Origin of the sequence: Cloacibacillus sp., assembly GCA_036655895.1 — a bacterium.
GTDB lineage: Bacteria > Synergistota > Synergistia > Synergistales > Synergistaceae > JAVVPF01.
This window is the reverse complement of the sequence record JAVVPF010000021.1, coordinates 30,606-55,887: the sequence shown is the minus strand read 5'-3', so window position 1 is coordinate 55,887 and position 25,282 is coordinate 30,606. Positions and strand designations below refer to the sequence as shown.

Below are 25,282 nucleotides of genomic sequence, written 5' to 3'. Positions count from 1 at the left end.
TAAAAGGTTCCAACGAGGGGGGCTTGCTTATATATGGAGGATAGGCGGTGGGTATTAGAAAAATATCAAAGCTCTTTTATTCACTTTGACGCGGCGCTTTCTTTTTTTGATGGAGATTTGATGGAAAAGTAGGAAAATAAGAAATGTACAACAGTTTGCATCTTTTGTTTTATAATGTAAGCGATTTCTAAGATTCGTCATAGGTTTTGCCGGGGGGCTTAATCAATGAAGGGAGAAATAACGATGAATATTGTACTGAACGGTAAGGATCTGACGCTTGACACTCTTATAGAGATAACGAGAAAGGGCGCTTCTGTTTCTGCATGCGCCGCCGCTATGGAGGATGTCAAAAAATCACGCGCTCTGGTGGAGAAGCTTGTCGCGGGCGGACGTCCGATGTACGGCATCAACACCGGCTTTGGAAAATTCTCTGACGTGGCTATCGCCGAAGATGAGATAAACCTTCTTCAGATAAAGCTCATTCTGGCCGACGCAGCCGGCGTGGGCGATCCTCTGCCGACCGACGTCGTGCGCGGGATGCTCGTCATGCGCGCCAACTCGCTGCTGAACGGTTTCTCGGGAGTGCGCCCCGTCGTCATAGAGACGATGCTTGCTATGCTCAACGAAGGCGTGCATCCAGTCATCCCCGAAAAAGGCTCCGTCGGTTCAAGCGGCGACCTCTGCCCGCTCTCCCACATGGTGCTCCCGATGCTCGGCCTCGGCGAGGCCGAATATAAAGGAGAGGTGCTTGAAGGCGCGGAAGCGATGAAGCGCGCTGGCATCCCAGTCATTGAACTGCGCGCGAAAGAGGGCCTCGCGCTCATTAACGGCACGCAGTGCATGACCTCAGTCGCGGCGCACGCGCTCTATGACGCGCAGGTGCTGAAAAAATCGGCGGACATCATTGGCGCTCTCACGGCGGAATCGCTGCGCGGCATCATCAACGCCTACGACCACCGCATTCAGGCCGTCCGCAAACATTCCGGACAGAGCGACGTTGCTGAAAATATGCTGACGCTCCTCGATGGCAGCGAATATATGACACAACAGGGCGAGCTTCGTATGCAGGACTCCTATTCGGTGCGCTGCATTCCGCAGATACACGGCGCGAGCCGCCTTGCGATAGATTACGTCGCCTCCGTGGTCGACAACGAGATAAACGCCGTTACGGACAACCCCATCGTCCTCGTGGACACAGGCGACGTCTTCTCCGGCGGAAACTTCCACGGGCAGCCGATGGCGATAGCCGCGGACACGCTCGGCATCGCGATATCGGAGCTGGGAAATATCTCCGAACGCCGCGTCGCCAAACTGATAGACCCTGCGCTCAACCACGGACTGCCGGCCTTCCTCGTGAAGCACGGCGGGATAAACTGCGGCTTCATGATCCCGCAGTATGTGGCGGCGGCGCTCGTTTCCGAAAACAAGGTGCTTGCTCATCCGTCAAGCGTCGACTCCATCCCGACGTCGGCCGGTCAGGAAGACCACGTCAGCATGGGAACTATCGGCGCGCGCAAGGCGGCCCAGATACTTGGGAACGTGCGCATGGTGCTTGCGATAGAGCTTATGTGCGCGGCGCAGGCGCTCGACCTTCAGGAAAAGAGAAAGCTCGGCAAGGGCACAGCGGCGGCCTACAAAGTCATCCGCGACGCGGTAGACTTCATGGAAGAGGACAGAGTCTTCTACAAGGATCAGAAAAAAGCGGCTCAGCTCATCGCCGACGAAACGCTGCTTAGCGCGGTGGAAGCGGCGACTGGCGCGCTCAAATAATAAAAAACTAAAGCGGCGCAAGTCGTTTCGCGCGGGCGGCCCGCTAAAGGGCCGCCCGCTTTTGTTGTTGTTAGAGTATTTTCTAAATGGCATATATCGTTTAAAATATAAGTCAGGCAATAATGTAATTTAAAGCGAAGCATAGAAGCATGTCTTTGAAATAAGGTCTAATAATTGTATTAAACTGTATAAGAGGGTGGAAAAATGGATCTTAAAATCAAAGTGATAGGAGCTCCATCAATAGAGATAGACGGACAACAGCTTCACCTCCCTCTTAAAAAAGCTGAGGCCATCGTTTACTATCTCGCGGTGGAGGGGAAGGCGGGAAGAGAAAAGCTTGCCTCCATATTCTGGGGGGCGAAGGACGAAAACTCCGCCTACAACAACTTCCGCAACGCCCTCTACCTCTTAAAGCAGTATTTCCCACAGGACTGCATAAGTTCCGACAGAAGAAACGTCTCCATGACCGGCGCCGCCTGCGACATGGACGTCATAGACAAGATAGCCGACGTGAACGAGGAGTTGCCGTGCGGCGTAGCGGACGAGCTTCTGCGCGGCTTCGACATACCGGAATGTCCAGACTTCGGCAACTGGCTGCTTTACGCGAAATCAATGTATAAGCGGCGTCTGTGCGAAAAATTAAAGGCGCGCATAACCGCCTGTTATGACGCGCAGAACGAAGACGATCTCGAAAGCTCGCTTGAGCTGCTTGTGACGGTCGATCCGTACGACGAAGACTCTACTCTTGAACTGATGGAGCTTTATTTCACGCGCCGGGGCGCGGCCAAGGCAAGCACGCTCTTTCGCGAATACAAAAGAAAACTCGCGGAGGAGCTGGCACTTGCCCCCTCGTCCCGCGCCGAGGACTATTATAAAAGAATGTTTCTGCTGAACGCCTCATCGGAGGCTGGAACCGCGGAAGATTCGCCGGATACCTTCTTTGTCGGCAGAAAAGATGAACAGCGCCTCATCCTCGAAAACCTCGAAAAAGAGGGCGGCAGGACGCAGGTCTTTTTCATAGACGGCGAGGCTGGGATAGGCAAAAGCTCGCTGCTGAACAAAATGACCTCATGCCTTGACCAGCGCACGCACATCACGCTCGCCACAAAATCCTACGAGGCCGGCCTCAACTATCCGTACTCCTCATGGAGCAGCCTCGTATCCCAGACGGCGCTTTTCTGCTCCGATGCGTCAATGGAGGAAAGCGGCGTCAACTTGGCTCTCATGGCCGGAGTCTTCCCAAACTTTCTCGCAAACCGCAGGGTCGTCTACAACGCCGATTCGGTGATACTCTCAGAACGCACCCCGATAATAGTCGGGCGCGCGGTGAGCCGACTCGTCTGCCACGCGGCCGGCGCGCGGCGCCCCGTCGTCGTAATGGAGGACCTGCACTGGTTTGACACAAAATCAGCGGAGATGCTCGAAGTCTTTATAAGCGCCCTCTCAAAGCCGTCCACCATCTTTATCACAAGCCGCCCCGAAAGCAGCGCCTACGCGCTTCGGATACTTACACGGCTGAAGGACGCGGGCGCCATAGATTTTCTGCACATTCCGCTGTCTCCGCTCAACAAAGAAGAAACGCGGTCATTTTGCAGCCGCTTCCTTGATAAAAAACTTCTGGCCTCCAAATCCGAAGATTTTTTCTTCAAAGAATCCGAAGGCATCCCTCTTATGATCGTCGAGATGGTCAAAACGCTGAAGGCCAACTCCGCCGCGGAGCTGTCCGGCGCGGGGCTGGGCGGCGTCATGCTCGCGCGTTTTGGCGAGATCACGGAAAAGCCGCGCGAGTTTTTGCGGATACTTTCCGTATTTAGCGCCGGCGCCTCCATCGCCTCCATCGCGAAAATGATGAACGAGCCCATCTCCGAGATATACGCCGCCGCGGAGGAGCTGCTTGACAAAAAACTTATAAAAGAGATACAGAGCATAGAAACCGGAGCCTGCGTCACATTCAGCCACGCTAAAGTGCGCGAATGCGTTTACGGAGCCATTCCCGGCTTCAAACTCTGCGAATACCATAAAAAAGCTGCGGAACTGCTCAACCGGCAGTACTCCCCGCGCAAATGGGACCCGGCGCTCAGCTCCATGCTCTCATACCACTACACAAAGGCCGGGATGCCCGAAATGGTGCTTGCGCAGCATCTGCGCGAAATGATATTCGATATCACGCTCAATCACGACCTATTCCCGCTCGTCCAGGACGACGTGCTCTACTCCTGCTCGCACCCGTATCACGACAGGCGCGACACAGAAAAAAAGATGGAAGAGATGAACGGCCTGCTCTCTGAGATACGCTCCTCGATAAACGCCTACAACAAAGAAGAAGTCTTGAAAATGGAGACGGCCTACCTAGAGCTTTGCGGCGGCTATCTCATCTGCTGGGGAGAATATGAAAAGGCGCGGATATTCTTAAACCGCGCGCAGAAGATGGCCAAAGAACATTCTTTCAGCAGCATCTACATACACGTCCTCTCGCACATGGGGCACTTCTTCCTTCAAACGGACAACGCCGAGATGCTGATGCGCAACGCCCGTGAAATGCTGCGCGCGGCAAAAGACGACGAACGCGAAAAATACATGGGCATAGCTCTTCGGTACATAGGCGTCGCCTTTCAAATCAAAGGCGATTATGAAAAATCTGAAAAAGTGCTTCGCCGTTCAATGGAGATATTTGAAGAACAGGCGATATTGGGCAAGCGCTACACGCTGAGCATCCTGGCCGCGGAATGCTACATCGGCGAGAACTATCAATGGCAGGGCAATTTCAAAGAGGCCGTCAAACATTTTGACCGCTGTATCAAAACATGCGAAGAAAGCGGGCTCTTCTGGGGATGCAGCCACTTCCACGCGCACCTCGCCGACGTGGCGCTCGATCTTGGCGACATGGAGATGTTCTATAAAAATATCTACAGAGGCGCTGAGATATTTGAAAAATGTCAGGGAGGCCGCTGCGGCTCGATACTCTACAGCCTAAAATCAATAGCGGATGGCCTGCAAGGGCGCTATGAAGAGGCCTACCGTTCGCTTGAGATAGGCGAGCTGCTCTCAGAGCCGATAAGAAAACATTCGTGGATAGCGGCGCACGCGATGGCAAAAGCCTGCCTCGCCAAAATGTTTGAAGAAGGCGCGCTTCCCCCGGAGTTTTGCAATATATTAAAGCGCACGGCAAAAGAATACGCGAGAGAGGCCGTCGCCATTTACACCAAGATGTCCGTCCCGCACCGCGTGAATACGCTTTGCGAAAAATTCGGGCTTACGGAAGACAAAACGGAATAGTTTTTTAGACAGACGCTATCATACAGCCATCAGGCGGCGGCTTTTCGTCATTTTTCGTGACGCGAAAGCCGCCGCCTTCATACCATTAAATTATCATCAAAAACAGCGCCTCTTTCATCAAATGGCCGCCTCCGCCGTCTTTTAACGGTGACGATTCTTTGACAGGGGCCGTTTATTATATAAACATCAACTTACAAATACGTGTTACGGCACTTAATAACAAAAAGGAGATGTTTTTTATGGCAGGCAACGCAGAAATTCTTTATGAGGTAAAGGCGCAGCGCGGAAACACATTGAGGTGCAAAGGGTGGCGTCAGGAGACGATCCTCCGTATGCTCGAAAACAACATGGAGAACGCGGAGCATCCTGAAAAGCTGATCATCTACGGCGGAAACGGCAAATGCGCGCGTAACTGGGAATCCTATCACGCAATCGTAAAGAGCCTCAAAGAACTCGAAGACGACGAGACGCTTGTCGTACAGTCCGGTATGCCCGTCGCCGTATTCAAAACGCACAAATACGCTCCCGTCGTTGTAATGGCTACGACAAACTTCATGCGTCCCTCATGGGAGACATTCTATGACCTCGAAGCGAAGAACCTCACAATATTCGCCCAGTACACAGCGGCTCCGTGGGAATACATCGGCACCCAGGGCGTTATCGAAGGAACATTTGAAACACTGGCCGCAGTAGGCATCAAGCACTACAACGGCAGCATGGAAAACCGCATCCTCCTCACGGCGGGCGCGGGCGGCATGGGCGGCAACCAGACATGGGGAATGAAGATGCACGGCGGAGTCGCGATCGTAGTCGATGCTGACATCGAGACCCTCGAGCGCCGCGTTGAAAAAGATTACCTCGACGAAATAGTCGGCTCGCTTGACGAAGCCATCGAAAAAGCGAAGGCGCATGTAGCCTCCAAGACACCGCGCTCATTCGGCGTAGTCGGCAACGCTGCGGACTGCTTCGAGCACGCCTATGAGATCGGATTCATGCCCGACGTCCTCACCGAGATGTGCCCCTGCCACGACCCCGTGTCCTACATCCCGTCAGGCTACACCCCCGACCAGGCGCGCGAACTCCGCAACGCCGACATGGACAAATACCTTGTTCTCGCCCGCGAGACAATGAAGCGCCAGCTCGCCGTAATGCTCAAGTACCTTGACAAGGGCGTGCCCGTGTTTGAATACGGCACCAGCATCCGCAAGGAATGCCGCGACGCCGGATTCCCCGAGGCGGAAGCGATGAGACTGCCCGCGTTCGTAGCCGACTACATCCGCCCGCTCTTCTGCGAAGGCCGCGGACCCTTCCGCTGGACCTGCATCTCCGGCGAAGCGTCAGACCTTAAGAGGACGGACGAACTTGCAATGGAACTCTTCGGAGACGACCCCGTGGTCGGCCGCTGGATCCCGCTCGCAAGCAAACATCTTCCCATCGAAGCGCTCCCCGCTCGTATCTGCTACATGGGCTTCGGTCAGAGAAAGAAGTTTGCGCTTGCGGTCAACGACCTGATCAAGAAGGGCGAGATAAAGGGCCCCGTGGCCTTCTCACGCGACAACCTTGACTCCGGCTCGATCGTCAACCCCACATTTGAATCAGAAAGAATGCCCGACGGCGGCGACCTCATCTCCGACTGGCCGATGCTCAACGGTCTTCTCAACGCCTGCGGCATGTGCGACCTTATCGCGATACAGGCCAACTACTCAATGGGTGAAGCGGTACACACAGGGGTGACCCAGATAGCGGACGGCACAGCGGACGCCGACGTGCGCCTCGAAGTAGCCATGACGGTCGACTCAGGGATCGGCGTAATCCGCCACGCTCAGGCCGGATACACGTCAGCGAAAGACGTAGCGAATGGCAAAGGCAAGCTCACCCCTGAAGGCATCAAAGTTCCTCTCTGGTGGGAGCCCGCCGAGAAAGTGACCTTCGGCCCCGACGGAAGCGACAAGCTGTAAGCTGAAAAAATTTCACGCGACCGACAGTTTCCATAAGCGAAAACTTGCGAAAGCCGAGGCTTAAGGAAAATATATAAGACAGACCTCAAAGCGTGGGAGCCATATTTACCGGCCCCACGCTTTGCGTCAATTTCGGAAGGCGATAACATGGAAAAAGCAACGCTGATAATAGAAAACGCGGCGCAGCTCCTCACCTGCGCAAAAGACGCGCCCGACTCCATAGGGCTCGTAGCGGGCGGCGCGGTCGCCGTCTGCGGTGAAAAAATACTTGCCGCGGGCACAAAAGAAGAGGTCATGAAATACGCGGCCCCTGAGACGAAGAAAATAGACGCCTCAGGCCGCGTCGTGATGCCCGGCTTCGTAGACTGCCACACCCACGCCGTGTTCGGAGGAACGCGCGTTGAAGAATATTGCGCCCGCATAGAGACGGACGACCTCGAAGAGCTGGCGCGCCGCGGCGTCCCGATGGGGATAATGGTGACGCTCTCAGCAACACGCGGGCTGCCGACGGAGGTGCTCTACGAACAGTCCGCAAGCCGCGTGCGCCGCATGATACTAGCCGGCACGACGACGCTTGAAAGCAAGAGCGGCTACAGCCTGAACGTCGAAGGCGAGCTTCGCCAGCTCAAAATAAATAAAATGCTGGCCGAAACGCTGCCGATAGACATCTCCTCCACCTTCCTGGGCGCTCACGGCTGGGCCCCCGACATGACGAAACAGTCGTACATGGAGATGCTCATCGGCGAAATGATCCCCGAAGCTGGCAAAAGCGGGCTTGCCGAGGCGTGCGACATCTGGTGCGACGAAGGCCATTATGAGCGTGACGACTGCGAAAAAATACTTGCCGCGGGACGCGCCGCCGGAATGGAGCCAAAAATACACGCCGGCGCCTACTCCTACGTAGGCGGAGAAGACCTTGCCGCCGATATGAAAATGTGGTCGGCCGACCATCTCAACTACACGCCGAAGGCGGCGCTTGAAAAACTGGCCCGCGCCGGAGTGACTGGTGTAGTGCTTCCCGGCATAGACTTTGCCGTCAACCACACGTTGTTCTTTGACCCGCGCCCCATGTACGAGGCCGGCCTTGAACTTGGGATGGCTACAAACTGCTGCCCCGGCTGCTGGTGCACCTCGATGCCCTTCATCATAAGCCTCGCCTGCCGCCAACACCACATGACGCCCGCACGAGCGCTGCGCGCCGCCACCTACGGAAGCGCCTGCGCCTTAAAACGCGACGAAAAAATCGGCTCGCTTGAAGCGGGCAAACAGGCCGACATAATAATCCTCGACCTGCCCACATACGAAGACGTCGCCTACCGCCTTGGAGAAAATCCGGTGTCGGCCGTCATAAGACACGGCAAAATCAGCGTCGAAAACGGCGTCATCGCCGAATAACTATTTGGAGGTAAAGATATGTTTTACGAAGTGCTTGAAAAAATAATGGACAGCAGGGATTTCACAGTTGGCGGCGGTTCCGCCTCAGCCGTGGCGGGAGCTATGGCCTCCGGCCTCATAGGAATGGTGGCGCGCCTCTCAACTGGCAAAGAATACGGCCTCACCGACGAGAGATACCTTGAAATAGCGGATACCCTGGACAAGTACGTCGTGGAATTTAAAGAAGGCGCGGTGGCGGACACGCAGTCATTCCTCGGGATAAAGGCGGCTTTCGCGCTGCCCAAATCAACGGACGAGGAAAAGGCCGCGCGCCGCGCCGCCGTCGAAAAGGCCGCGATACAGGCCGCGAGAGTCCCGCTTGAAAACGGACGCAGAGCGCTCAAAGTCTTTGAGATAGCCAAAGAGATGGAAGGCCGCTGCAACGGCGCCGCCGCCTCGGACATGGACGCCGGCGTCATGCTTGCGAAAATGGCCGTTGCCGACACGGCGCTCAACGTCGAGGCGAACCTTTCTCTCATAAAGACGCCCGAAATCAACGCGGAACTTGCGGAAGCCGCGCGTCAGCTCAAAGCGTCCGTCAACTAAGTCGATCAAACAATCAGAAAGGAAGATAAAAAAATGGCAAAGATACTGCTGTGTGAACTGAACGTAAGCGAAGGAAGAGACGAAGCGAAGATACAGAGGATAACAGAGGCGCTCACCTCGACGCCGAACATCACGGTAATGGACATTGACTCCGACGCGGACCACAACCGCTCCGTCTATACGTGGATAGGCGAGCCGGAGGACGTGCTCGCTGGCGCCATGAACATCACAAAACAGGCCGTAGCCGAGGTAGACATGAGCCAGCATCATGGAAGCCACCCGCGTCAGGGCGCTGTCGACGTCGTGCCGTTCGTGCCCGTCCGCAACGTAGAAAAAGAAGAAGCGCTTGAGATAGCGCGCCGCTACGGAAAATTCCTGGGCGGCCTGGGCGTTCCCGTCTACTACTATGAAGACGCTGCGACAAAGCCGTCGCGCCAGAACCTTGTCGACATCAGAAAAGGCCAGTACGAGGCGCTTAGTGAAAAAATGCAGAACGAAGAGTGGCGTCCCGACGAAGGCCCCTTCGCCTTCGTGCCGAAATCAGGCGTCACCGTCACAGGCGTTCGCTTCCCGCTTGTCGCATACAACGTCAACCTGCGCACCGACGACCTGGAGATAGCGAAGGCGATAGCGAAACGTATGCGTTTTTCCACGGGCGGGCTGCGTTACTGCCGCGCCATCGGACTTGCGCTTGAAGAGCGCGGCATGGTGCAGGTCTCGATGAACCTTACAAACTTTGAAAAAACGCCCATCCCAGTGGTCTACGACCTCATCAAATCCCTCGCCGACAGTTACGGCGTGGGCATCGCCGACGCGGAGCTTGTAGGCCCCCTGCCGCTCGCCGCGCTCGAAGAGGTCATCCGCCACTCTCTGCGCGTCCGCAAATTCGACATGAACCAGATAATAGAGACGCACCTGCTGGGATAACTCCTATTCCCCGCGGCGTCAAACTACCGTCGAAACGGACGGCCCTGATAGCCCTATACAATATTTAGAATATTGCTATCGGGCGCTCCAATGGTATAAAATACAAGAATATCAACAGGTGGCTGTGGGTTTGAACCCACAGTCACCAGTCATAAAAAATAAAATAACAGGAGTTGGTTTAAATGGCTTTTCTGAGTGATATTGAAATCGCGCAGCAGGCGCAGATGCAGCCCATTGTCGAGGTCGCCAAAAAACTGGACGTCTCGGAAGATGATCTTGAACTTTACGGAAAATATAAAGCGAAGGTATCCTTTGGCCTCTGGGACAAAGTAAAGGATAACGAAGACGGCAAGCTGATACTTGTCACCGCAATCACCCCGACTCCTGCGGGGGAAGGCAAGACGACGACCTCCGTCGGACTTGCGCAGGCGCTTGCGAAACTTGGCAAAAAATCATGCGTAGCCCTTCGTGAACCCTCGCTCGGTCCCGTATTCGGAGTAAAAGGCGGAGCCGCCGGCGGCGGATACAGCCAGGTAGTGCCGATGGAAGACATCAACATCCACTTCACGGGCGACTTCCACGCCATCACCTCCGCGCACAACCTTCTCGCGGCGATGCTCGACAACTCCGTGCAGCAGGGCAACCCCCTCAACATAGACACACGCAAGATAGCGTTAAAGCGCGTCCTTGACATGAACGACCGCACACTGCGCGACATCGTCATCGGACTTGGGGGCAAGCCAAACGGCGTGCCCCGCGAAGACGGCTTCGACATCACAGTCGCCTCCGAAGTAATGGCGATACTCTGCCTCTCAAAGGACATCACAGACCTCAAAGAGCGCCTCGCCAACATAATCGTCGCCTACACCTACGACGACAAACCCGTCACAGCGCGCGAACTCGAAGCGCACGGCGCAATGGCGATGCTCCTTAAAGACGCCATCAAGCCGAACCTCGTGCAGACCCTCGAACACGTCCCCGCCTTCATCCACGGCGGCCCCTTCGCGAACATCGCGCACGGATGCAACAGCATCATGGCGACAAAATACGGTCTGAAACTTGCGGATTACTTCGTCACGGAGGCTGGATTCGCCGCCGACCTCGGCGCTGAAAAATTCCTCGACATCAAGTGCCGTCTCGGAGGCCTCAAGCCGAACGCGGTCGTCATAGTAGCCACCATCCGCGCTCTTAAGATGCACGGCGGCGTCGCGAAAGAAGACCTCGGCAAGCTTAACATGGCGGCGCTCGAAGCCGGCATCCCGAACCTCGAAAAGCACGTCGAAAACATGCTCTCCTTCGGTCTGCCCGTAGTTGTCGCGCTCAACGCCTTCCCGACCGACACGGCCGAAGAGCTGAAATTCATCCAGGACAAATGCGCGAAGCTCGGCGTTCCCGTCGTGGAATCCGACATCTGGGCCAAAGGCGGCGAAGGCGGTCTTGAAATGGCGCAGGAAGTCATCAAAGCCTGCGATAAGCCGAACACCTTCCACTATCTCTACGACGAAAACCTCTCCCCGAAAGAAAAAATAGAGACCATCGCCACAAAGATATACGGAGCAGACGGAGTTGCCTTCACAGACAAAGCCGTGAAAGACCTTAAGAAAATCCACGACCTTGGCAAAGACGGCTTGCTCATCTGCATGGCCAAGACGCAGTCCTCCATCTCGGACGACCCGAACAAAAAGGGTCGCCCCACAAACTTCACGCTGACAGTGCGCGAAGTGCGTCTTTCCGCCGGCGCTGGATTCATCATCCCGATAACCGGTTCCATAATGACGATGCCCGGACTGCCGAAACGCCCCGCCGCCTGCAACATAGACGTAGACGCCAGCGGAAAGGTCTCCGGCCTCTTCTAAACCGAAGCGGCGCACAATCAGACAATTAAACAACAAATCAAACGATCAGCAAAAGGCCCGGGAGAAAACTCTCGGGCCTTTTGCCTGCGCCGCTTTCTGCTATGATATAGGCGGCGTTTAAATCAAAATATTAAAGAGGCGAACTCTATGAAATATCGGGAACTTGGCCGCACCGGCCTTATGGTGAGTGAAATAGGGCTGGGCTGCGAAGGCTTTGTCGAAAACGACGGAAAACATCTTAAAGCGTTGGTGGACTGCGCCTTTGAAAATGGAGTCAACTGCCTCGATCTGTACATGCCGCACCCGAAGTACCGCTCGATGCTCGGCGAGGCTCTTTCCGGCAGACGCGATAAATTTATAATACAGGCGCACCTCTGCTCCGTTTGGAAAAACGGTCAGTACGAGCGGACGCGCGAGATAGGCGAAGTGCGCTCCGGCTTCGAAGACCTTCTTGAGCGGCTTGCGCTGGAGAGCGTGGAGATAGGCATGATACATTACGTCGATTCCGTCTCAGACTGGCGCGAGGTGGAAAACGGCCCTGTCATGGAGTACGCAAAAGGGCTAAAGGCGCGGGGGAAGATAAAACATATAGGCGTCAGCAGCCACAACCCCGCCGCCGCGCTTGCGGCGGTAAAGAGCGGGCATATCGAGGTGCTGATGTTCTCCGTCAACCCTTGCTACGACCTTCAGCCGTCAAACGAAAACTGCGAGGCTCTGTGGGCCGACGAAAGTTACGAGCGCCCCCTTGTGAACATGGACAAAGAGCGCGAGGAACTTTATGAATATTGCAGCGCGGCGGGCGTCGGCATCACAGTGATGAAAGCCTTCGGCGGCGGAGACCTGCTTGACGCGGAGCTTTCGCCCGCGGGCGTAGCGCTTTCGCCGCTGCAATGCCTCCACTACGCGCTGACGCGTCCAGCCGTCGCCACCGTAATGTCCGGCGCGCGCAGCGCGGGGCAGCTTATGGAAAGCGTCGCCTACGAAAGCGCCGCCGACGAAGAAAAGGATTACGCCGCAGCCTTTGCCGCGATGCCGAAAATAAGCTGGCGCGGCCACTGCATGTACTGCGGTCACTGCGCGCCGTGCCCCGTTGGCATCGACGTAGCCTCAGTCACGAAGTTCCTGAATCTGGCGAAGGCGCAGAAAGCCGTGCCGGAAACTGTGCGCGAACATTACGCAATCCTCGCGCACAAGGCGGGTGAATGTGTGGAATGCGGCGCCTGCGAAATCCGCTGCCCATTCGCCGTATCCGTCGTGAAAAACATGCGCGCCGCAAAAAGCATCTTCGGAAAGTAAAACACTTAAACATACAGACGGGGGAAATATCTGTGAAAAAACTTGGTTTTGGACTTATGCGCCTTCCGCTCACCGATCCAAACGACGCGGAAAGCATCGACATCGAACAGCTGTGCCGCATGGCCGACACCTTTTTGGAACGCGGCTTCACCTATTTCGACACGGCGTGGATGTACTGCGGATACAAGAGCGAAACGGCGTTGCGCGAGGCCGTCGTCAAACGCCACCCGCGAGATTCTTTTACCGTGGCGACAAAGATGCCGATGTCGATGATAACTACAGAAGAAGAGCAGCGGCGGATATTCGACGAACAGTTAGAAAAATGCGGCGTTGATCATTTCGATTACTACCTGCTCCACAATCTTGGCGTGGAGCGCTTTGAGCTTGCCAAAAAACTGCACAGCTTTGAATTTGTCCTGCAGAAGAAAAAAGAGGGAAAGATAGGCAGCATAGGTTTTTCCTATCATGACGGCGCGAAATTGCTTGACCGGATACTCACCGAGCACCCCGAAATAGAATTCGTGCAGCTCCAGCTCAACTATTTGGACTGGGAAAACGAAAGCATACAGTCGCGGGAATGTTACGAAACGGCGCTAAAGCACAACAAACCTGTGATAGTGATGGAGCCGGTAAAGGGAGGCACGCTCGCCTCAGTTCCAGAGGCCGCGGATAAACTTTTCAAAGAGCGCCGCCCGGATATGTCCGCCTCATCGTGGGCGGTGCGCTACGCCGCAAGCTTTGACAACGTAATGGTGGTGTTGAGCGGCATGTCCGATATGGAGCAGCTCCTTGACAACACCGGCTATATGCGCGACTTTGAGCCGCTTTCGCCGGACGAGCAAAACATCGTGGCGCGCGCCGCCGACATTATCAACGAAGCGGTCGCCGTGCCCTGCACCGCCTGCGGCTACTGCGTCGAAGGCTGCCCGAAAAATATACCTATCCCGCTCTACTTTTCGCTCTATAACGCGGACAAGCGCGCGCTCAACAAGGGCTTCTCCACGCACGGCGTCTACTACGCGAACGAAATTCGTTCAAACGCGAAGGCCTCCGCCTGCATAGAATGCCGCAAATGCGAAAGTATCTGCCCGCAGCACATAGCAATAGCCGACGAATTAAAAAAGGTGGCAAAAGCCTTCGAATAACAAGCGCCTCTCTTCAGCGTCGCGCGATAAGGCGCGAGGCCCGGGAAATGTTCCGGGCCTCGTGTTTTTTATAAAAATTTGTCGGTGCTTCTTACAAGGTGGAAGGCGTATTTTTCCGCAAGGCCGCTGTAGAGCGCGGCGGCCTCCTCCGGGGACTGGATGCTGCTTGTGCAGTCCTCTAGTATGAATATCTCCGGTTTCTGCGGTTCGTTTTCAAGCTCTTCAAATATCTGACGCACAGTTTCGTAGACGCAGTAGTCCTTCGCCTCGCCCGCGATGACGACCCTGCGGCAGCTTTTTATGACGTCAAGCAGCGCGTCGTTGGTGTAGAGTCCGTTTGGGGAGTATTCGGGGCGCACTGCGCCGTAAAATTCCGTCGCTGGCAGCGTGCCCTTGATGATTTTCTTGACGGAGACGCCCTTTACGATTGAAAAAAAGTGCGCCATGTTGGAGAACTGGTTTTCAAGCGCCGCGCCGGTGGTGCCGGCGATGCAGTGATAGGGCCAGATACAGAGGCGCTTTTTGCCGGCGGCGCCCAAAAAACAAGGTAGGCGGCGCTTTCTTTTGGTTCAAAGAGCGGCGTCCAGCGCCCGAGGTCGAGGTCGTCTTTTGTGATGACGGTAAACGGAGCCGGTGCCGCGCCGTCTTCGCCCCGCCACCAGCAGGGATGGAATATCTGCTGCGGTGCGTGCGTGTCCATCGTGACGGCTATCTCGGTTATATTTTCCATGTTGTCATACATGAAGCGCGTCAGCCGCCGCACATCGTCAAGCGCGCCGTTTACTCCGAGCACGCCGCCGTCCATAAAGTCACGCTGCACGTCGACCGCAAGCAGCAGCGTCCGCGCCCCGTTCTCTGGGGCGAGCGCCGTCCTTTCCGCCTCCGCGAGAGAAAACAGCTCTCCAATGCCGACGCTGTTGTCCGCGCGGCCTACGGCGTTTATATCTACGATTTTTTCAAAAGGTGTCTTCATTTAAATGTCCCGCCGATCCGTATTTTGATTTTTGCTATGGCTTTCGCCGTTTGCCCCATTTTATCACTCCGCCGCGCAAATTGCCGGAGGTGCGTGATTTTTTCGTATATCTATGTTTTCAATAGGAGGCCTTTGTGCTACTCTCATGCCCTGAAAGCAAGGTGCGAACGATAATTGATGAAGCATTACAAAAAACAGGGAAATAACAATAAATACTGGAAATATCAGCTGGGCGCGCTCCTCTGCGTTTTGTTGGCGGCACTCTGCTGCGCCGTTTTTTTATTTTTGCGCGAAGCGCCGACGCGGCCCGTGGAAAGTGCCGCGAAGCTGTCGCCCGAGGTGCATGAAAGCCTTTATTCCGAAAACGTCCCTCTGCCGGGCAGCGCCGCCTCTTTGGATATAGCGCCGCCGTCGCCGCCTTTTGCGGTCATGAGTCCGCGCGTCGTCTGCCTCACCTTTGACGACGGCCCCTCTGTGCACACGGCGCGGATACTCGACATACTTAAAAAATATGATGTGCCAGCCACCTTTTTTCTGGTGGGGCAGAATGTGGAGCGCCGCCCGGAGCTTGTGCGCCGCATGAAGGCGGAGGGGCACAAGCTTGCCGTCCACACCTATACGCACGACTACCGCAAGGTCTACGCAAGTGTCGGCAGTTACCTTGACGATTTTTATAAGACGCAGAAGGCCATCTACAGCGCGGCGGGGGAGCGGCCTGTAATTTTCCGGTTTCCCGGCGGCAGCGTCAACAACTGGAACAGAAGGGTGAGGGCGGCGCTTACGGCGAAAATGACAAGCCTGGGCTTTCGCTATTACGACTGGAACGTCTCCGGCGCGGATTCCGCGCCGCGCGTCACTTCGGGCGATATATACGCGAATATCTCAGGCGGCGTCATGAGGCACAAAATAAGCATAGTGCTGATGCACGACACTTCTGAAAAAACTATGGAGGCGCTTGATAGGGTCATCGTGACGCTAAAAGGGGAGGGCGTCGTCTTTAAAAGCATAGACGGCGTCCCTGCGATTTCGTTTCACAGCAGTCCGCGCCGGCATATAGATGCGGCGCGGACTGCTGTGGGAAATTTATAGAGGCGTCTTAGAGCGCCTTTATGATATTTGCGTAAAAACGCGCGGCCTCCGCTATCTTCGACGCCTCGCAGTTTTCGTCACGCATGTGCGCCAGCTTGTATTCGCCGGGGCCGAAGCCTATGGTGGCTATCCCCATTGAGACGGGCGTAACTGCGTTTGTGCCGAAGTCCCAGAAATCGTATTTCTCGGGAGCCGATCCAAAGGCCGCCTCGTATGCGGCGTTTGCCGCCTTAAAGAGCGGAGACTCCTCCGATATTTTCCACGGCATGTGCACAGGCTCGTAGACGAGCGCCGCTCCGCGCCAGCTTGTGTGGCGCAGCGTGCCAGGCTCCCACGTCGCGCGCTTGCCCCGTATCAGTTCTTCCATCTCAGCGCGCACCTTTTCTTCCGTCTCGCCCAGCACAAGGCGGCGGTCAAGATAGATGGAGGCTTCGCTTGGCACGGCGTTCAGCGACGCGCTGACGCAGCTTATGTCGGAGAGCACGATCGTTCCGTGAGGCGCGCCCTCCTCTGTCAGCCGTTTGTTGAGCGCCTCCACGCGGCTTATTATCTCCGCCATCTCATAGACGGCGTTGATGCCTTTTTCCGGCGCGGAGCCGTGAGCGGAGATGCCGTGCGTCGTGACGCGCGCCTGTATCTTCCCCTTGTGCCCCAGCGTTATCACATTGTCCGACGGCTCGCAGATGACGACGAAGTCAGGGCGCAGGTCAAGCTCGCGGTACATCATGCGCAGGTTTTCGCCGTCGCAGTACTCCTCGCAGACGGAGCCGCTGACGCAGACGCGTTTTCCGCGCGTCCAGCCGTTGTCGCGCGCCGCGGCCGCGCCGTAGATGGAGGCGGCAAGTCCGGACTTCATGTCTACTGAGCCGCGCCCGTAGATGCGGCCATCCTTCATTTCGGCGGCAAAGGGCGGAAGCTCCCATTCGTCCGCGTCGGCCGCCTCTACTGTGTCCATGTGGGAATCAAAATGTATGGTCTTTTCCTCCGTCGCCGATAAAGCCCGCGACGTTCCCAGCCGTGTCGATGAGAACTTCGTCATATCCAAGCCGCCGCATTCTCTCCTCAACGGCCCGCGCCACGTCGCCCTCATGGTCCGAATAGCTTTGGAGCTGCACAAGCTCCCGTGTAAACTCGATCACTTCATTGTCGAAATCAAAAGCCGCCGACATAGCATCTATCTCCCCGCAAAAAATTTTTACGTTGCTCTCTCCATTATATTCATAATGGAAAGTAAGGCAAATATTGGCGCCGCGAAAATTTACGGCAATAAAAAAGGCCTCTCAAAGAGCGAGAGGCCGGCGGATGGCGCGTGCCGCGTTATCCCATCCAGTGCAGCAGTCCAAGCGAGAATATAGGAAAGTAGGTAAAGAGCAGCAGGCAGGCCACCATTGCGAGGAAGGAGGGCAGTATGGCCTTTGAAATGTTTTCTATGCTCTCTCCCGAGATGGCGGAGGCTACGAAAAGGTTTATGCCGTAGGGCGGCGAGATGAAGCCGCAGGCGAGGTTGACGGTGATGATAAGCCCAAAATGTATCGGGTCTATGCCTATGCTTTTTACGACAGGCAGCAAGATGGGCGTCAATATGATGACCGCTGCGATGTTGTCCACAAAGCACCCTATGATGAGAAGGAATACGTTGATTATCATAAGCAGCATGAACGGGTTGTCGGCAAATCCCGTGAGCCACTGGGCGATGTGGTACGGTATCTGCGCCATCGTCAGGTAGCTCGCGAAGGCCATTGAGAGGCCTATCATGAACTCCGTAGCTCCGTTGATCAGCCCTGAGAGGCGAAGGCTCTCGTAGAGGGATTTATTGTCAAGTTCCTTGTATATGAACTTTCCGATGAAGACCGAGTAGACGACCGCTACGACCGCCGCCTCCGTCGGAGTGAAGATGCCACCGTAGATGCCGCCGAGAATTATGACCGGCACCATCAGCGCCCATATCGCTTCAGTGAAGGCCTTCCACACCGTTGAGAACTTGGGGCGCGAGGCGAGGCTGACGTAATGTCTTTTTTTAGCTGTGCAGAAACAGACAAACATCAGGGCGAAGCCGATGATGAGGCCGGGAACGATGCCCGCTATGAACATGTCGCCGATGGAGCACTGCGCGACGACGCAGTAAATGACGAACGGTATCGAGGGCGGGATTATTACTCCGATGGTGCCGGCGGCGGCGGTGATGGCCGCCGCGAAGCTCGCGTCATATTTGCGTTCCTTCATGGATGGGATCATGAAAGAGCCGATGGCCGATACGGTCGCCGGCCCGGAGCCTGAGATGGCGGCAAAGAACATGCAGGCAAGCACCGTAACCATCGCAAGGCCGCCCGTGATGAAACCTACGAGGCTTTCCGCCAGGTTCACAAGGCGGCGCGAGATGCCGCCGCTGCACATGAGCGCTCCCGCCAGAATGAAGAACGGAATGGCAAGCAGCGGAAAGGAGTCCAGTCCCGTCACGGATTTCTGAGCCAGCATCAGCATCGGGATGTCGGAGGTGAGCCACATGGCAAGTCCCGTAGCAAGGCCCAGCGTGATCCCAATGGGAATGCTGAGCGCTATCGTTACTATCAATATAGAGAATACGATTACCGCTTCCATCAGCAGATCTCCTCCACGTTGTCAGTTTTTGGTCCGAAGGGTTCGCCCTTCCACAGTTTGTACATCTCTATCAAAAGTCTGAAGCACATAAGCGCGCATCCTACAGGCACCGCGGCGTAGGCCCACGTCATCGGTATCTCCATAGCCGACGAATTTTGTCCGCTCTCCGCGAGGAAAAGAACGAGGTCTGTGCCGAGCCACGCCAGCACGAAGCTGAAAAGAAACCACACGATGAGCACGAAGGCTTCAAAGAAGCGGCGCGCGCTGCCCTTTATCATATTGGCGAACATCTCGACGCGGAAATGGCTGCGTTCCTTCACGGCGTAGCTTGCACCTATCCATGAGAGCCACAGAAAAATATATCTGGCAAGTTCTTCGCTCCACGACAGCGAATTGGAAAAGACGTAGCGCATCACAACCTGTATAAAGACCAGGATGGTCATGATGGCCATGGTCCACACACAGAAATATTCTTCAAAATTGTCGATGAACTTCCACATAGAAACGATTCCTCCCACAAAAGTCATTATTTCTTTCGTTTTCGGTATTCCTTATGTATACAGCTAAATCGTTTAAAGTCTCCTTTCTTCATACCGCTGTTGGATCATGCTTATCAAAAAACATGAAATTGTCAAAGAAGAACTAATTCGTGTCAGTTATTAAGATGCATAATATTCTGAGGTATATCAAAAGTCAAGGTTATAATATATGGGAATTATTGATAATTGCGTAAAATACTTAATAAATCGTTAATAATATGCGAAATAACGACAAGAGTGCGGCTCTTTGCGGCTTGAGGGGATAACGCGGCGAATATGCGGCAAACGGCCTGCTTGCATGAGAAGCAAAGAGGCCGTTTGCCGCAGAGGTATACAGATAAATTGTTTTACGAGATTTTGGCGCCGTCGGTGAGAGATTTTCTGAAGGCTACGAAGTAGAGGCACGCGACAAGCAGCGCGGCGCCCAGAATGTTTCCAAGTGTCACCGGTATGAGGTTGTTCAGGTAGCCGCAGAGATTTATTCCCGCAAGTTTGTCTGCGGGGTAGGAGAGTCTTTCAATGAGCGCGGTGTCGCCCTTCAGCATGATGCCGAGGCCGATGAAGTACATGTTTGCTATGCAGTGTTCAAAGCCCATCGCAACGAAGGCCGATATCGGTACAAGACAGGCGATATATTTTCCGGCCATGTCCGTCGCGCCGAAGGCAAGCCAGACGGCAAGCCCGACGAACCAGTTGCACAATATGCCGCGTACTATCATCTGAGCTATGGGAATCGAAACTTTCGCGGCCGCTATGTTGAGCGCGGTCTCGGCGGCCTTGTCGGAGATACCGCCGCTTTTGTATATGAGCAGCGCAAAAAAGAGGCCGCCCGCCATGTTTGTCAGATAGACTACGCTCCAGTTGCGCAGAAGCCCGCTCCACGAACACCTGTTTGAGAGCACGCCTATTGGCATGAGGCAGTTTCCGGTAAAGAGTTCGCCGCCTGCGCCCACCACGAGCAGCAGCCCAAGCGCGAAGACTATGCCGCCCGCGAGCTTCGAAAGCCCTACTCCCACAAAGGCCGAGGCGTCCTGTGTGACGATCGTCATAAAATAGCCGCCCATGGCTATATAGGCTCCGGCGAGAAATCCCATGACGGACATCACGGAGAGCGGAAGCCTGCTTTTGTTCACCGCGGCGTTGACCGCGCATTCGGCAATTTCTGCCGGCGTTTTGCAGCTCATAAAAAAAATCCCCCTGTTCACATTTATAATGTTAGATTTTAATGTGAAGGCGTCATATTGTCATCAAAAGAAACGCGCGCGGGAGCATATCCGAAGAATATTTCCCGCGCGCGCCTGTTATCGGATCAGGCTGAGCAGCCCCATTGAGAAAATGGGGAAGTAGGTGAAGAGCAGAAGACAGGCGACCATCGCGAAGAACGACGGAAGTATAGCCTTTGAGATAGTTTCGATGCTCTCTCCCGAGATGGCGGAGGCCACGAAGAGGTTTATGCCGTAGGGCGGCGAGATGAAGCCGCAGGCGAGGTTGACGGTGATGATAAGCCCGAAATGTATCGGGTCTATGCCTATGGCCTTCACGACGGGAAGCAGTATCGGCGTAAGGATGATGACGGCGGCAATATTGTCCACGAAGCAGCCTATGATGAGCAGGAAAATATTTATTACCATAAGCAGCATAAAGGGCGTATGCGCAAGGCTCGTCATCCACGATGCGATGTGCGCCGGTATCTGCGCCATTGCAAGGTAGCTTGCGAAGGCCATGGAAAGGCCTATCATGAACTCTGTCGCGCCGTTGATGAGGCCCGTTGTGCGCAGACATTCATAGAGCGTCTTGCCGTCAAGTTCTTTGTATATGAATTTTCCGATGAATACGGAATAGACGACCGCTACGACCGCCGCTTCCGTCGGCGTGAAGATGCCGCCGTAGATGCCGCCAAGGATGATGACGGGAACGAGCAGCGCCCAGAAGGCCTCTTTGAACGATCTCCACACGTCGGCAAGTTTGGGACGCTGCGCGACGCTGACGTAGTGGCGTTTTTTCGCGGTGCAGTAGCAGACGAGCATCAGCGCTATACCTATCATGACGCCGGGCACGATGCCCGCTATGAACATGTCGCCTATCGAGCACTGGGCTACGATGCAGTAGATGACGAATGGTATTGAAGGCGGGATTATTACGCCTATCGTGCCGGCGGCCGCCGTGATGGCCGCGGCAAAGCCTGCGTCGTACTTGCGTTCTTTCATCGAGGGCACCATGAAGGAGCCTATGGCCGATACTGTAGCGGGGCCTGAGCCAGAGATGGCGGCGAAGAACATGCAGGCAAGCACGGTGACCATCGCAAGGCCGCCGGTGATGTAACCTACGAGGCTCTCAGCGAGGTTTACGAGACGGCGCGAGATGCCGCCGTTGCACATGAGCGCTCCCGCCAATATGAAGAAGGGGATGGCGAGTAGCGGGAATGAATCCAGCCCCGTCACTGATTTCTGAGCCAGCATCAGCATCGGTATGTCCGAGGTGAGCCACATGGCGAGGCCGGTGGATATGCCAAGCGTTATGCCTATTGGGATGCTCATAGCGATGGTAACTATGAGCAGAGAGAATAGTATAATAGCTTCCATGCTATATCATCTCCTCTATTTCCTGTTCTTTTGTCTGTTTGGGGCCTAACGGCTCTCCCTTGTAAAGCTTGTACATTTCTACGACGAGCCTTATGCACATAAGCGCGCATCCGACCGGCACGGAGGCGTAGGGCCACGTCATGGGGATGTCCATAGCGGACGACGCCTGCCCCGTATCGTACAGAAAGACGACGAGTTCTGTGCCGAGCCACGTCAGTATAAAGCTGAAAACGAACCAGACTATGAGAACGAAGTATTCAAAATAAACGCGAGCTCTGCCCTTTACCATATTGGCGAACATCTCAACGCGAAAATGGCTGCGCTCTTTTACGGCGTAGCTTGCTCCTATCCACGAAAGCCAGAGAAATATAAAACGCGCCAGCTCCTCGCTCCATGAGAGCGAATTTGAAAATACATACCTCATTACGACCTGAAAAAAGACGAGAACCGTCATTATGGCCATGGTCCAAACGCAAAAATATTCTTCAAAGTTGTCCAAAAATTTTTTAACGGTCATGATGCAAACCTCCCTGTCCGCTTGCTTGTGTTAAAAATGCGCGCCCTCCTGTTGGGATGAGGGCGCGCATTGTCGTCAGAAAAGGTGCTATTTCTGAACCTTTCTTGCGATGTCCATGATTTCCTTGCCGAGATCGCCTTCAAACTGCTTGTAAACAGCCTTCGTCGCCTCTACAAACGGCTTCTTCTCAGCCGCTGTGAGGGAGTTCGCCTTCATGCCGGCCTTGACGACCTTGGCTTTGAAGTTGGCTTCTTCTTTTTCGAGGAGGCTGCGCTGCATCTTGATGGCCTTCACCGCGGACTCCGTCACGAGGTTGCGGAGGTCCTTCGGGAGTTTGTCCATGAACTTCTTGTTGGCGATGAGCACTTCATAGGAGAAGACGTGTCCGGTCTCCGAGACGAATTTCTGGACTTCGTAGAATTTGCCGTCGTCGATCATTGCGTAGGGGTTTTCCTGCGCGTCAACTGTGCCCTGCTGAAGAGCGGTGTAAAGCTCGCCCCAGCTCATGGGCGTGGGGTTTGCGCCGAGCGCCTTGAAGTAGGCTATGTGCATCGGGTTTTCCATTGTGCGGATCTTCAGTCCCTTAAGGTCTGCCGGGGTCTTGACGGGCCTCTTGCTGTTCGTTACGTGGCGGAAGCCGTTTTCCTGGTATCCAAGGATCGTGAAGCCTTTTTTATCGAGATAGGAGTTGAGTTTTTTGCCAAGTTCTCCGTCAACCGCGTCAAAAGCCGCTTTTCTTGTTGTGAAGAGGTACGGCAGGTCAAGTACCTGGACTCTCTTGTCAAAGCCGGCGAGAGCTGAAGTTGAGGGGATGGCCATCTGGATCGTGCCCATCTGCACCGCTTCGGTCAGTTCGCGGTCGCCGCCGAGCTGGGCGTTCGGGTAAAGTTCGACTTTGATCTTTCCCTTTGAGCCTTTGTCTACGTCCTTCGCGAAGACCTTCATCGCCTGCATCGTGGGATGCGTGTCAGAGCCGATGTAGCCTACCTTGATGGTGTACTCAGGCGCCGCGAAGGCCGCGGACGCTGTCATTATTGCCATGAACATAACTGCTGCCAGAAGTTTTTTCATTACAATGTTCCTCCCTGTTTATTAGTTTGATGAGTCAATAAAGCTGCCAACGGGTCTTATGCGCGCTTTCCTCCCTTCCATACGCGGACTTCCTGCGCGTCCGCGTCGACCTCTACATAGTCGCCGTCTTCGATGGCCTCAAAAGGGTCCGCCTCAAGACGGTCTACCATTGTCGAGCCGACTACGACCGCGGATGAAACTATTACCGGTTCTGCTTCTCTTACGATTATGGCCGCCGGAAGGTTGCCCTTTACCCAGAGCTGGTAGAAGCCGTCGACCTGTACGACGGAGCTTCCCTTGCCCGACTGCACCACAAGTATCTTGTGGGCGATGCTTTTGCCCTGGATGGCGTGGTTTCTTTCAATGACGACGCCGGTCTTTGGGTCTGTCAGATAGAAGCACATCGCGTCCTTTGATACGACGGCCTCGCCCGCGCCGCTTCCGCGCACTATCGAACGGCATTTATACGTTTTCATGTTATCCATTAGTCGAGCCTCCCTTTTACTGCTGCCTCTACACATTCCGAAAGCCTGCGGATGGCGAATGGCTGGCCGCGGCGTTCGCGGTAATAGGCGCACTTCGGAGAGTCGGTGACGCCAAGCGCCCCTTCGAACGATTTCCAGCAGGGCTCGTCTATGCAGGTGTCTCCGACCATGCGGACGCCCAGCAGTTCAAGGCGCTGACGCAGGTGTGAACGCTCCGCAAGCTCCACCGCGCCCGACTCGGCGAGTATCCAGAAGGCCGTGCCGTTGTCGCAGTGCCTTCCCGCAAAGAGCCGTTCCACTTCAAGAAGCTGGTCGTAGGTGTAGTGAGGGCATCCAAGCATGACGAGGTTGATCTTGCCGGTCGCCGGCGTCAGAGAATCCTCTTCGGCCTTGAGCTCTTTGTTTGTGATGACGTATTCGGCGGACGGGATCTTCCTGCCTCCGAAGGCGGCTTCGATGGTCGGCGCCTCAGGCGTCACTCCAACCATGTGGTACATAGCTACAGCTCCGCTCGTCGCGGCCTCGGCGCCGAAATAAAGGAAATCTTCGGGACGCGGACGCGGCTTTTCTTTGAATTTAAGGACGGGGTTGCGCGAGCCGGCTATCTTGCCGACGCAGTGGCCCAGTATGCCCCAGTCGTAGCTTTCGCGCAGATCGGCGTCCACTTCCACGAGGAAATCTCCGTGTCTGTTTTCGTCAAGATGGTAGCCGTAGTAGGGCGTCTTGCCGATGACAGCCGCGGCGAGCGCGCTCACCGATGATTCGCGGTTGCTGCGTGCGCCTATGGCGGAGTTGACGTACGGCGTCGCGCTGGACTCTGAGAAGGCGATGTGTTCGCCGAAGAACGGTACGTTTGAGCAGACGCCGGGCGCGCAGTGGTAGGTGAGTTTCGCGCCGATGCGGCGGTAGACGTCGCCTGTGCGCTCTGCGAGTTCAAGTTCTTCCTTCGTCACGTCGAAGAACTTCGTCAGGTAGCGGGTGTCCCAGTAGGGGTTCGTCGTCGGGGGCACCGCGCATACCGCGCCTCCGTTTACGAGCAGTTCGCACCAGTAGGTGTCGCCCTCCTGGCCGCTCAAAGCAACGTGAGCGCGTTTGACGGGGATGAGCTTTTCCGCGTCAAAGGTGAGGCCGAGCGCGTAAAGCAGCTCCATAGCCTTCTGTCTTCCAACGCCTTCGGCTCCGTCGAGTATCCGTTTTTCTTCATCAGTTAAAAACATGTG

The 25,282-nt window shown here is 55.3% G+C and carries 22 protein-coding genes; 10 read left to right on the top strand and 12 right to left on the bottom strand.

Annotated elements, in window-relative coordinates; all coding sequences use genetic code 11:
• Window positions 1-225: 225 nt before the first annotated feature.
• The 9 genes from hutH (at window position 226) to RRY12_08090 (ending at window position 14,208) form a co-directional block, all read left to right on the top strand.
• Window positions 226-1,770 (top strand): histidine ammonia-lyase, encoded by a 1,545-nt coding sequence (gene hutH, locus RRY12_08130; GenBank protein MEG2184628.1) that lies wholly within the window; start codon window positions 226-228, stop codon window positions 1,768-1,770.
• Window positions 1,771-1,974: 204 nt separating this feature from the next.
• Window positions 1,975-5,046: an AAA family ATPase gene (locus RRY12_08125; GenBank protein ID MEG2184627.1), complete on the top strand. Its 3,072-nt coding sequence runs from the start codon at window positions 1,975-1,977 to the stop codon at window positions 5,044-5,046.
• 239 nt (window positions 5,047-5,285) lie between these two features.
• On the top strand, window positions 5,286-7,004 hold the full coding sequence (locus tag RRY12_08120) for a urocanate hydratase (GenBank protein MEG2184626.1): 1,719 nt from the start codon (window positions 5,286-5,288) through the stop codon (window positions 7,002-7,004).
• A gap of 147 nt (window positions 7,005-7,151) precedes the next feature.
• Entirely contained in the window at window positions 7,152-8,399 is a 1,248-nt protein-coding gene (gene hutI, locus RRY12_08115; protein ID MEG2184625.1) for an imidazolonepropionase, read from the top strand.
• An 18-nt stretch (window positions 8,400-8,417) separates the two neighbouring features.
• Window positions 8,418-8,984, top strand: a complete 567-nt coding sequence (locus RRY12_08110) for a cyclodeaminase/cyclohydrolase family protein (GenBank protein ID MEG2184624.1) — start codon at window positions 8,418-8,420, stop codon at window positions 8,982-8,984.
• Window positions 8,985-9,017: 33 nt separating this feature from the next.
• The gene (gene ftcD / locus RRY12_08105; GenBank protein MEG2184623.1) at window positions 9,018-9,911 is read left to right on the top strand and encodes a glutamate formimidoyltransferase; all 894 of its coding nucleotides are present in this window, start codon (window positions 9,018-9,020) and stop codon (window positions 9,909-9,911) included.
• Window positions 9,912-10,093: 182 nt separating this feature from the next.
• Window positions 10,094-11,767, top strand: a complete 1,674-nt coding sequence (locus RRY12_08100; GenBank protein MEG2184622.1) for a formate--tetrahydrofolate ligase — start codon at window positions 10,094-10,096, stop codon at window positions 11,765-11,767.
• A 147-nt stretch (window positions 11,768-11,914) separates the two neighbouring features.
• Window positions 11,915-13,063, top strand: coding sequence for an aldo/keto reductase (locus tag RRY12_08095; protein ID MEG2184621.1), 1,149 nt, complete (start codon window positions 11,915-11,917; stop codon window positions 13,061-13,063).
• A gap of 32 nt (window positions 13,064-13,095) precedes the next feature.
• Window positions 13,096-14,208: an aldo/keto reductase gene (locus RRY12_08090; protein MEG2184620.1), complete on the top strand. Its 1,113-nt coding sequence runs from the start codon at window positions 13,096-13,098 to the stop codon at window positions 14,206-14,208.
• A 68-nt stretch (window positions 14,209-14,276) separates the two neighbouring features.
• Here RRY12_08090 and RRY12_08085 read toward each other — a convergent pair whose 3' ends face one another.
• Both RRY12_08085 and RRY12_08080 read right to left on the bottom strand, forming a co-directional pair.
• Window positions 14,277-14,654, bottom strand: coding sequence for a hypothetical protein (locus tag RRY12_08085; protein ID MEG2184619.1), 378 nt, complete (start codon window positions 14,652-14,654; stop codon window positions 14,277-14,279).
• Complete coding sequence (locus RRY12_08080) at window positions 14,630-15,181, bottom strand: hypothetical protein (protein MEG2184618.1); 552 nt, start codon at window positions 15,179-15,181, stop codon at window positions 14,630-14,632. Before RRY12_08080 ends, RRY12_08085 begins: the two co-directional genes overlap by 25 nt.
• 177 nt (window positions 15,182-15,358) lie before the next feature.
• Between RRY12_08080 and RRY12_08075 the strand changes: the two genes are divergently transcribed.
• Entirely contained in the window at window positions 15,359-16,270 is a 912-nt protein-coding gene (locus tag RRY12_08075; protein ID MEG2184617.1) for a polysaccharide deacetylase family protein, read from the top strand.
• Between the two features lie 7 nt (window positions 16,271-16,277).
• On the opposite strand, the gene RRY12_08070 is transcribed toward RRY12_08075, so the two are convergent.
• The 10 genes from RRY12_08070 to RRY12_08025 form a co-directional block, all read right to left on the bottom strand.
• Window positions 16,278-17,309 (bottom strand): M20/M25/M40 family metallo-hydrolase, encoded by a 1,032-nt coding sequence (locus RRY12_08070; GenBank protein MEG2184616.1) that lies wholly within the window; start codon window positions 17,307-17,309, stop codon window positions 16,278-16,280.
• A complete protein-coding gene (locus RRY12_08065; GenBank protein MEG2184615.1) occupies window positions 17,233-17,439 on the bottom strand; it encodes a hypothetical protein in 207 nt (68 codons plus the stop codon). Before RRY12_08065 ends, RRY12_08070 begins: the two co-directional genes overlap by 77 nt.
• A gap of 148 nt (window positions 17,440-17,587) precedes the next feature.
• Window positions 17,588-18,868, bottom strand: coding sequence for a TRAP transporter large permease (locus RRY12_08060; GenBank protein ID MEG2184614.1), 1,281 nt, complete (start codon window positions 18,866-18,868; stop codon window positions 17,588-17,590).
• Window positions 18,868-19,368 carry a TRAP transporter small permease gene (locus RRY12_08055; GenBank protein ID MEG2184613.1) on the bottom strand — a complete coding sequence of 167 codons (501 nt, stop codon included), beginning with the start codon at window positions 19,366-19,368 and terminating at the stop codon, window positions 18,868-18,870. The genes RRY12_08060 and RRY12_08055 overlap by 1 nt, the downstream gene beginning before the upstream one ends.
• A gap of 386 nt (window positions 19,369-19,754) precedes the next feature.
• The gene (locus RRY12_08050) at window positions 19,755-20,591 is read right to left on the bottom strand and encodes a formate/nitrite transporter family protein (GenBank protein MEG2184612.1); all 837 of its coding nucleotides are present in this window, start codon (window positions 20,589-20,591) and stop codon (window positions 19,755-19,757) included.
• Between the two features lie 117 nt (window positions 20,592-20,708).
• Window positions 20,709-21,989, bottom strand: coding sequence for a TRAP transporter large permease (locus tag RRY12_08045; GenBank protein ID MEG2184611.1), 1,281 nt, complete (start codon window positions 21,987-21,989; stop codon window positions 20,709-20,711).
• 1 nt (window position 21,990) lies between these two features.
• Window positions 21,991-22,506, bottom strand: a complete 516-nt coding sequence (locus tag RRY12_08040; protein ID MEG2184610.1) for a TRAP transporter small permease — start codon at window positions 22,504-22,506, stop codon at window positions 21,991-21,993.
• Window positions 22,507-22,593: 87 nt separating this feature from the next.
• Window positions 22,594-23,577 (bottom strand): TRAP transporter substrate-binding protein, encoded by a 984-nt coding sequence (locus RRY12_08035; GenBank protein MEG2184609.1) that lies wholly within the window; start codon window positions 23,575-23,577, stop codon window positions 22,594-22,596.
• Window positions 23,578-23,633: 56 nt separating this feature from the next.
• Window positions 23,634-24,062 (bottom strand): DUF126 domain-containing protein, encoded by a 429-nt coding sequence (locus tag RRY12_08030; protein ID MEG2184608.1) that lies wholly within the window; start codon window positions 24,060-24,062, stop codon window positions 23,634-23,636.
• Complete coding sequence (locus RRY12_08025; GenBank protein ID MEG2184607.1) at window positions 24,062-25,279, bottom strand: aconitase X catalytic domain-containing protein; 1,218 nt, start codon at window positions 25,277-25,279, stop codon at window positions 24,062-24,064. Before RRY12_08025 ends, RRY12_08030 begins: the two co-directional genes overlap by 1 nt.
• Between the last annotated feature and the right edge of the window lie 3 nt (window positions 25,280-25,282).